Genomic DNA, 7,525 nt, shown 5'->3' with positions numbered 1-7,525 from the left:
CCTGGGGGCGAAACCCCGTTTCCTGCCCTGCTCCGCAGGGGTCCGATTCCTCCCCGGCCTGAAGGCCGGGGCGTCCTCGGAGGCATTTGGTGAATTGACGTCGACCCGCCCGGCCCGGTGATCGACCAGCGCGCTGCGGTTCGCCGCCCGGTCGTGTGGGGAACGAGCGCGCGGTAGCGGCTGTCCGGGTGGGTCAGGCGAGGCCGGCCTTGAGGGCGCCGGCGAGCTGGACCACGCGCTCGGCCTGGTGTCGGGCGGCGTTGCGGGTCTGCTCGCCGACCGGGTTGTTGCCCTGGGCGTCGACGTGCGACGTGCCGTAGGGGTTGCCGTCGACGAACTTGACGGGGTCGGTGTAGCCGGGGGACACGATGATGCCGCCGAAGTGGTGGATGGAGTTGTACAGGGCGAGGAGCGTGGACTCCTGGCCGCCGTGCGCGGTGGCGGTCGTGGCGAAGCCGCTGTAGACCTTGTTGGCCAGTTTGCCCTGGGCCCACAGGCCGCCGAGGGTGTCGATGAACTGCTTCAGCTGGGAAGAGATGTTCCCGAAGCGGGTGGGGGTGCCGAAGATGACCGCATCCGCCCATTCGACGTCGGCGGGCGTGGCCTCGGGAACGCCAGCACTGGCCGCTGCGTGGGCGGCCCAGGCCTCGTTGGAGGCAATGGCGGCCTCGGGGGCAAGTTCGGCGGCCTTCAGCAGGCGTACCTCAGCGCCGGCCTTCTCGGCTGCCTCCGCGATCTCCTTGGCGATCTCTGCCGAGAAGCCGGTGGAGGAGTAGTAGATGACGGCGAGGCGGACAGGGGTGGTCATACGGGTTGTCTCCAATTCTGGGAATGCGTTCGTGCGCGACGACCGACCAGGGCGGGTGGTGCGGAGGCCTCGCGCAGGCGGCCCCACGTGAACCGCCCACGAGATAGATGAAGATTAAACCACCTAGTTCATTTGTCAACTACTTGGGGAGCGCGACCGACACCTACGTCGACACCAGCGCAAACGTCGTCGCACAACAGCGCTGCCCCACGGCCTGCCCCGGGCGCGGTGGCGCGCCGCCTGCCGTCGGCGAGCGGGGCGGTGTCGTCGGTGGCGTCACAGGGTGGAAGGAGGTCGCTGAGCACGGCGTCGGCGAGGCTTTCGGGGTCGGCTGCCCGGTGGCGGGCAAAGGAGTCGGCGAGCCGGGCGAGGCCGGTGTCGATGTCTTCGCGGCGGCGTTCGATCAGGCCGTCGGTGTAGAGCGGTAATAGCAGTCGGCGCATCGGCGTCTCACAGGCGCAGGCCTTGGATGCATGGCATCAGCAGGTGGGTGCAGGCATGCACGGACCGCCGTGCGACTATCGCGCTCGGCTTCATGAAACAGACCGGCAGGCCGGCCGGATGCCGCAGTCGGAAGCTTCCAGTAGAGGTGCGCGCCCGCCGACGGCCTGTCAGCATGTCGTCGGAGCGCCCCCGTCAGGTTCGAACTGGCTTCGGGTCCCCTTGCAGACCGCGCGGCGACCTGCCTGCCACCAGCGGAAACGCCGACGAAGAAGATCGCTGCCCCCGTCTGCCTCGGCGCCGCGGCACGCCGCCACCAGTAAACTGAATGTGCACAAAATGTCACTGACCATGACGGATCATCGACCCAGAGGCCGACCACCCGCGGCGACGGCGACAGGCGCGGGCATACGCTTCAGGAAGGGGCGTACGTGCACGCGCGGCAGACTCCTGCTCCAGACCTTCGGTGACGGCTCGTACGTCCTCAACGCGTCCGCAGGAGGTACGCCATGAATCATGAACCGTTGCCCTCCGCAGAGCACGCCGAGGTCCGCATCATCGCGGCAACGCCGGAGGTCGCTCGACGCGTCGCACAAGTACTGCGTTGTTGTTTCGCCTCGACTGAGCAGCGCAGCTACCCAGCCGGCCGCGAAGGGGCGACCCGTCTCCACCTCACCATCGACACCTCTCATGCCGCGCAGCCAGCACAGTCCTGGCTGGCGTCCAGCGAATCGTCCTTCGAGCACGATCCCGGAGACGAGGTCTGACCAGACGGTGAGTGCCGCACAGCCGCCCTCAATCATCGCCCGCACCGCCGGCCAGAAGCCCTGGAGCGACAGCCATGACGACATTCCGGGAACGCAAGACCTACCGCAAAGCGGTTCTCCGATCTCTGAACGGGACCTGTGGCAGAGTGCTACGCGCACGCCCGGCGCCCAGGCGACGTCGGGCACCCTCCTCGGTCGGGTCTTGCGGCCCGGTCGACCAGCGTCCGGAGGGACGTGCCACGCGGGCTGGCGGCTCCTGTCGTTCAGTACCAGGGCACGAAGGCGATTGGCTCCCAAGGCTGAGCAACGCTCAGGCTCGCTAAGCCAATCAGAGACGCTTGAGGAGCAGCACTTCAGGAGTTGGCGTCTGGTCCTTGAACCCCTGTTCTGCCGAACCAGGGTGCGCCAGGGGGCGAGGAACGGACTGCCGTTCCTCGCCCCCTGTCAGCTGCCGGTGGTCAGCTCGACATCAGTAGGAGAACTGCTGGATCTCCTGGCGGTTGATGCCGATCGTGTATCCCGTGCGGGTGGTGGGGTCTAGCTGGATGGACTGTCCGTCCTGGGATTGCCGGGTCGCGCCGAGCGGGAAGGTCATCAGCGGGCTGCCGTCCGGGTACGCGTATGTGCCGTTGATCGTCTTCACGCGCTCGCCGGTCTTGAGGTCCACGACGTCCATCTGTCCCATCGCGTTGTTGTCGAAGACCAGCGTCGGAAGCCCGAAGAGGTGGAGGCCGTCGGGTCCGTTGAACTTCTCGAAGGCGAGGTCGCGCCCGCCGTCGATGGTGAGCTCGGAACCACTCCGGTCCTGGCGGACGAGCATCGAGTCGGGCTCACCACTGGGGTCGATCTTGGTGATCACGCTGGGGGCGGGCAGCTTGGTGCTCCACCCCGTGTTCGACGCGTTGTAGGGGTTGCCCGCATCGTCGATCGCGAGGCCGTGACTGCACCGGGAAGTGTCCCCGGCCAGCGTGGCGGTACCGGTGTCGAGGTCCATGCGAGGCGCGTTGACGTTGCCCGAACAGAACGAGATACCGGTGGGCAGCAGGACGACCGTGCCGTCCTTGGGGTCGATGGCCAGTTGCGACCACTGGACGGGGGCGGCGCTTGGGTCTGTGACTCCCGCGCCGGAGACCGGGATCGAAATCACGGGGGAGGGGGCGCCCGTCGTCAGACTGATCGGCAGCAGGACGTCGGTGTTGTCGGACACCCGGTGGAGCAGGACGACACCCCGGTTCCGGACGGGATCGACCTTGGCGTTCACGAAGGTGTAGTCCGAGGCGGAGAGCGTCTGCTGGGCGACCATCGTCCGGTTCGCGGTGTCCCAGATCTGCAGGTCGACGTCGCCGTTCGGCTGGGCCTGGTGGGCCACAAGGGCCCGGTGAGCGGTGGCTGACACCCCGGTCACCGCGTAGGTGGACTTCGGTGTGCTGTCGGTGGTCAGGGCCGGGCCGTAGGTGCCTGTTGCCGGGTCGTACGGCCGCACCATGGACGTTCCGTCCTGGCCCAGCAGGGAGACCAGCGAGTCCTTGCCGGCGAAGGCGAAGTCGAGCACCTGTGCGCCGTCCGGAGCGAGACCGTCGTCGACCTCCAACTCCGCGGTCGGCGACGCCTGTCCGATGACATGGTGGTGGCTGTCCAGGGCCAGCACGCGCACGTTGTACAGCTCGGAGGTGGGCAGTCCCAGCTTGAGGATGTCCAGGCCGGCCGTACCCGACGTTCCGGACAGCGTCTGGTGGAGGACGGACGGCGTGTTGATGCCGTCATTGTCCAGTTGCGATCCATTGGGGTTGTCGAACGTGTTGTACCTGTTGCCACCCGTCGGCCCCGGCGCGGAGAACTCCACCTCGGCCGCGGCCGCCCCGTGGACGGCGCTGGTGTCGTACTTGAGACGGAACTCCGGGTGGGCGCGGTCGGCCATGGCGAAGTGGCCGGGGACTCCGCTCGCCTCGGTGATCAGCGGCGCCACCGGGCGGTCCTCGGCACGGTCGGTGCCGATGCGGATCGGAGTGAACTCGGCGTAGACGTTGTTGGCGACGTTCCCGGACCTCTGGATGATGCCGATGCCGTAGAGGCCGGCACCGCCGTGGAAGGCGCTGGCCGGAATGGTGACGCTGCCGGAGGTGCCGGTCAGAGGCTGCGTCCAGGCCGGGTAGAAGATCGGTCCGAGTCCGGGGTTCCAGTGGCCCACGCCGGACACGGCGATGGCAGGGTTGGACGTCCCCCTGACACCGGTCAGGTCGTAGTGCACGGTGACCGAGTGTCCCAGCGGGGCGACCGCGGGCGCCGTCGGCCCGTGGGCTTCCGCATATGTGCCGTCGGAGGGACCGACGGTGATCGTACGGGCGGCACTCGCGACCACGTTGCCCTTGACCAGCACGTCGTAGTGCACGTCGAGGCTGCGGTCGCTGGTGGATACGACCGGCAGGCCTGCCGCGGTGAGTAGCTGAGTCGGCGTCACCCGGATCGCCGGGGTGTCGGACGTCCACACGGTGGAGCCCACGGTGAGCCGGTACTGGGCGTCCGTGTCGCTGGGCAGGCCCGTGACGTCGCCCGCGAAGGTGACCGGACCCACCAGGCCCTCTCCGTTGCCCCCGGAGGCGGCGTCACCGAGGTCGATGCGGTTCGGGTCGGTGGTCTCCGTGAACATGCCGCCGAGGCTGCCGCGGGTCACCCGGTGCGCGACTGACAGCCGCACCAGGGCGGGCTTGTCCTGGTACGCGGAGCCGAGAGCCGCCTGGGTGGCTGCGGTGACGTCGATCTGCGGTCCCACGTGCAGGGTCTGGTCGATCTGCCGCGGGCTGGCGACGCGTCGCCCGGTGTGCTCCAGCAGGGTGCGGACATCGGCGGGCGTCAGGTGGTGCCCGGCCAGCTGGGACGCCTGCAGCACCACGGCCGCCGCTGCTGCGATCTCCGGAGCGGACGCGGACGTGCCCCCGTTGAGGCTCACATTCACGTCCGAGGGTCCGCCGGCGGGAGTGAACAGCGTCTTGACGGGGTGGACGAACGCGGGGATGTTGTCGCTGGGTGCGGAGAGGTCGACTCGGCTGCCGAAGCCGGACGAGAACGAGCCGAAGCCGCTGATGCGGGTCTCCGCCACGGTGGGGCTGCCCGCCGGGTCGGCAAGTGTGTCGTCCAGGGTGGTGCCGCCGGCTGCGATGGCGCCGGTGTCCGGGTCCCGGGACGGCACCGACGACACCGCGACGTCGTCGATGTTCGTGGCCGCGGCATCGTCGGCAGCCAGGTCGGTCGGTGTGCTGCCGCCGTCCGGGCCCACCGCCGCCTTGGTGAACAGGCGGGTGCCGTCGTTGGAGGAGATGACCACCACGATGCCGTCTTGCTTGACGATGTGCTGGACGGTGGCGCGGACGACCGGGTCGTCCTCCAGGTAGCGCCCGGCGAAGCCCAGGGTGTCAGTGCCGATGCCGAGACTGGCGGTGATCACGTTGGGGCGGGGCGACTGGTTGGCCGCCGCCATGAGCGCCGATGCTATTTGATCGGTCGTCGGGGTCTGCGGGACGACGAGACGGTACTTGGCACCAGGCGCGATGCCGAGCAGGTCGGTGTAGCCGCTCCCGACCCGGTCAGGCCGCTGCAGGTCGTGCGGCAGCGGGCTCATGACGCTGAAGTCCAGCAGGACCTCGTCCAGTGCGGGGTCCTGACCCTGAACCGAGGCGGAGCCGCTGAGGCCGCCCTGCCCATCGGACACATAGGTCGGGATGAGCGGCATCGACGGCAGGTCGAGGTAGCGCTGACCATCCTGCAGGATGGTGGTGGCTCCGCTTTTGACAGCTGCCGGGTTGCTGTCGTTCACCATCGACTGGTCCACCAGGTCTCCGATGGAGACGTTGGTGATGATCTCGCCGTCCCCGGGCTCCTGCCCGAACTTGTCCTTCAGCGTCGCGAAGGCGCCCGTCGCGTCGACCCCGCCGGCGTTGAGCAGCGCCTGAGCGGAATCCGCCAGTCCGTAGTTGCTGGGAATCCCATCGGAGCCGGTGGTGGCACGTGCCGTATCCGACGGCTTCGCATGAGCCTGCGCTGCCGCCGCCCGTGCGGCGGCCTTGACCACGGACGCGGGCAGCTGCTGGCCCGGCACGTCCAGCGTGTTGACGTAGCGGTCCGGTTCCGCGTACGCAACGCCAGGCGTCTTGCGCAGTTTCTTCGCCACCGCCGCGGAGTCACGCTCCGCCGTCTGGAGCACGTAGGTGCGCGACAGAGCGGAGTCCGCGGCCGGCTGCGAGGCGGCGTTCTTGCGGAGCGCAGTTCCAGAGGACTGGGACAGCGCCGGGATGACGGAGCGCATCGTCTTGGCGCCGACCGCACGAAGGGCGGAGTTCACAGCCGCTTTGTCCGTCTGCGGAGCCAACGTCGACAACCGGTGGCCGGTCAGCGGCTTCCCGGTGACCGACGTGCCTGCGGACAGGGTCACCACGACCTGGCCCGGCACCTGGCCGGTGCGCTGTTTGGGCTGCTGAACCGGCAGGCCCTTGCCCAGTGGCGTCTTGACGGCGGGCTCATGGGTGGCGGAAGACCCGCTCAAGCCCGAAGCCGGGGAAGGGGACGCAAGCGCGGCGGCAGCCACCGCAGACGTCGAAGGGAGCATCGCAGCACTGGTCGCCATGACCGCGAGAAGGACGGTACTGAGCCGCCTTCCCGGTCTATGGACACGATTCATTGAGGAACCTCCTGCAGGTCGAACCAGTGCGCCGCGGAGCAAGGCGGGGCAGCCCGAGAGATGTGGATCGCACGGTTCCGGAAGAAGGGCTCGCGCCGCAAGAACTTCGGAAGGCGGACTCCCGCCATACGGCAGGGATCCGCCAGGTGATCGGCTCGACTTCTGTTAGAAGCCGTCTCCCACCCGAACGTGATCGTTTGACTCTTGCTGGTCAGGCATGGTTTCGCTCGAAGTGAAGGAGGATGCGGCGTCTTGTGTTCGCTTCATGGTCGAGGGGTGCGCGGTGGCGTCGATGCAGGGAATGCAGGAGGAGCGGGAGACGGCTGCCCGTGTGCGGGTGGAGCGCCTGCGGGAGGAAGTCGCATGGTTGGCTGAGGCGTTGGAGGCCGCGGAGATCGAGCTGGAGCGGGGGGCGATCGCGCGGGAGGGGTTGGTCGAGGCCCTGGCCGCCTCCGCGGCCGAGTCCACTGCCAGTGACCGTGTGACGCCCGACTACCACCGGATTCTGGGCGTGCTGGAAGAGCGGCGATCAGCAGGCAAGGGTCGGCTTCGGTGATTCTCAGCCCGCTGCGCCTTCGTTATCGGGCGAACTGCCACCGGCCATGGGCTGCTCTCGGACGCGAGGTCTTGGCCGTCAGGCCCGACCGAGCGGTCCTCCTTTCGCGAGAGAGCGACACCCCAAGCCACCTGACCTCAGTGGAGCGGCCGCGCCACACTGGTCCGGCACATGAAAGGCGGAGAGGGACAGTAGGCCGGAGTCGGACTGCCAAGTCCCGCGCGTACAACCAAGCGTGTTCCCCGTCAGTCCTGGTCGTCGGCGACAGGGTCCTGTCGCCC

General features: G+C 68.5%; 4 protein-coding genes and 1 pseudogene. 2 read left to right on the top strand and 3 right to left on the bottom strand.

The features are described 5' to 3' along the window. Window positions 1-193: 193 nt before the first annotated feature. Together wrbA and ACWDA7_RS11150 are read right to left on the bottom strand one after the other, a co-directional pair. Window positions 194-808, bottom strand: a complete 615-nt coding sequence (gene wrbA / locus ACWDA7_RS11155) for an NAD(P)H:quinone oxidoreductase (protein ID WP_450603841.1) — start codon at window positions 806-808, stop codon at window positions 194-196. Between the two features lie 257 nt (window positions 809-1,065). After that, a pseudogene (locus ACWDA7_RS11150) lies at window positions 1,066-1,236 on the bottom strand (SpoIIE family protein phosphatase); the annotation flags it as partial. A 522-nt stretch (window positions 1,237-1,758) separates the two neighbouring features. On the opposite strand from ACWDA7_RS11150, the gene ACWDA7_RS11145 reads away from it, so the two are divergent. After that, window positions 1,759-2,016 (top strand): hypothetical protein, encoded by a 258-nt coding sequence (locus ACWDA7_RS11145; protein WP_450603840.1) that lies wholly within the window; start codon window positions 1,759-1,761, stop codon window positions 2,014-2,016. A 469-nt stretch (window positions 2,017-2,485) separates the two neighbouring features. Here ACWDA7_RS11145 and ACWDA7_RS11140 read toward each other — a convergent pair whose 3' ends face one another. Next, window positions 2,486-6,553, bottom strand: coding sequence for a S8 family serine peptidase (locus ACWDA7_RS11140; protein ID WP_450603839.1), 4,068 nt, complete (start codon window positions 6,551-6,553; stop codon window positions 2,486-2,488). Between the two features lie 352 nt (window positions 6,554-6,905). Between ACWDA7_RS11140 and ACWDA7_RS11135 the strand changes: the two genes are divergently transcribed. After that, window positions 6,906-7,244 carry a hypothetical protein gene (locus ACWDA7_RS11135; protein WP_450603838.1) on the top strand — a complete coding sequence of 113 codons (339 nt, stop codon included), beginning with the start codon at window positions 6,906-6,908 and terminating at the stop codon, window positions 7,242-7,244. Window positions 7,245-7,525 lie beyond the last annotated feature (281 nt).

The organism is Streptomyces sp. NPDC001156 (assembly GCF_053598275.1).
Note: the sequence above shows the minus strand (reverse complement) of the source record. Positions and strands in the feature narration are given on the sequence as shown.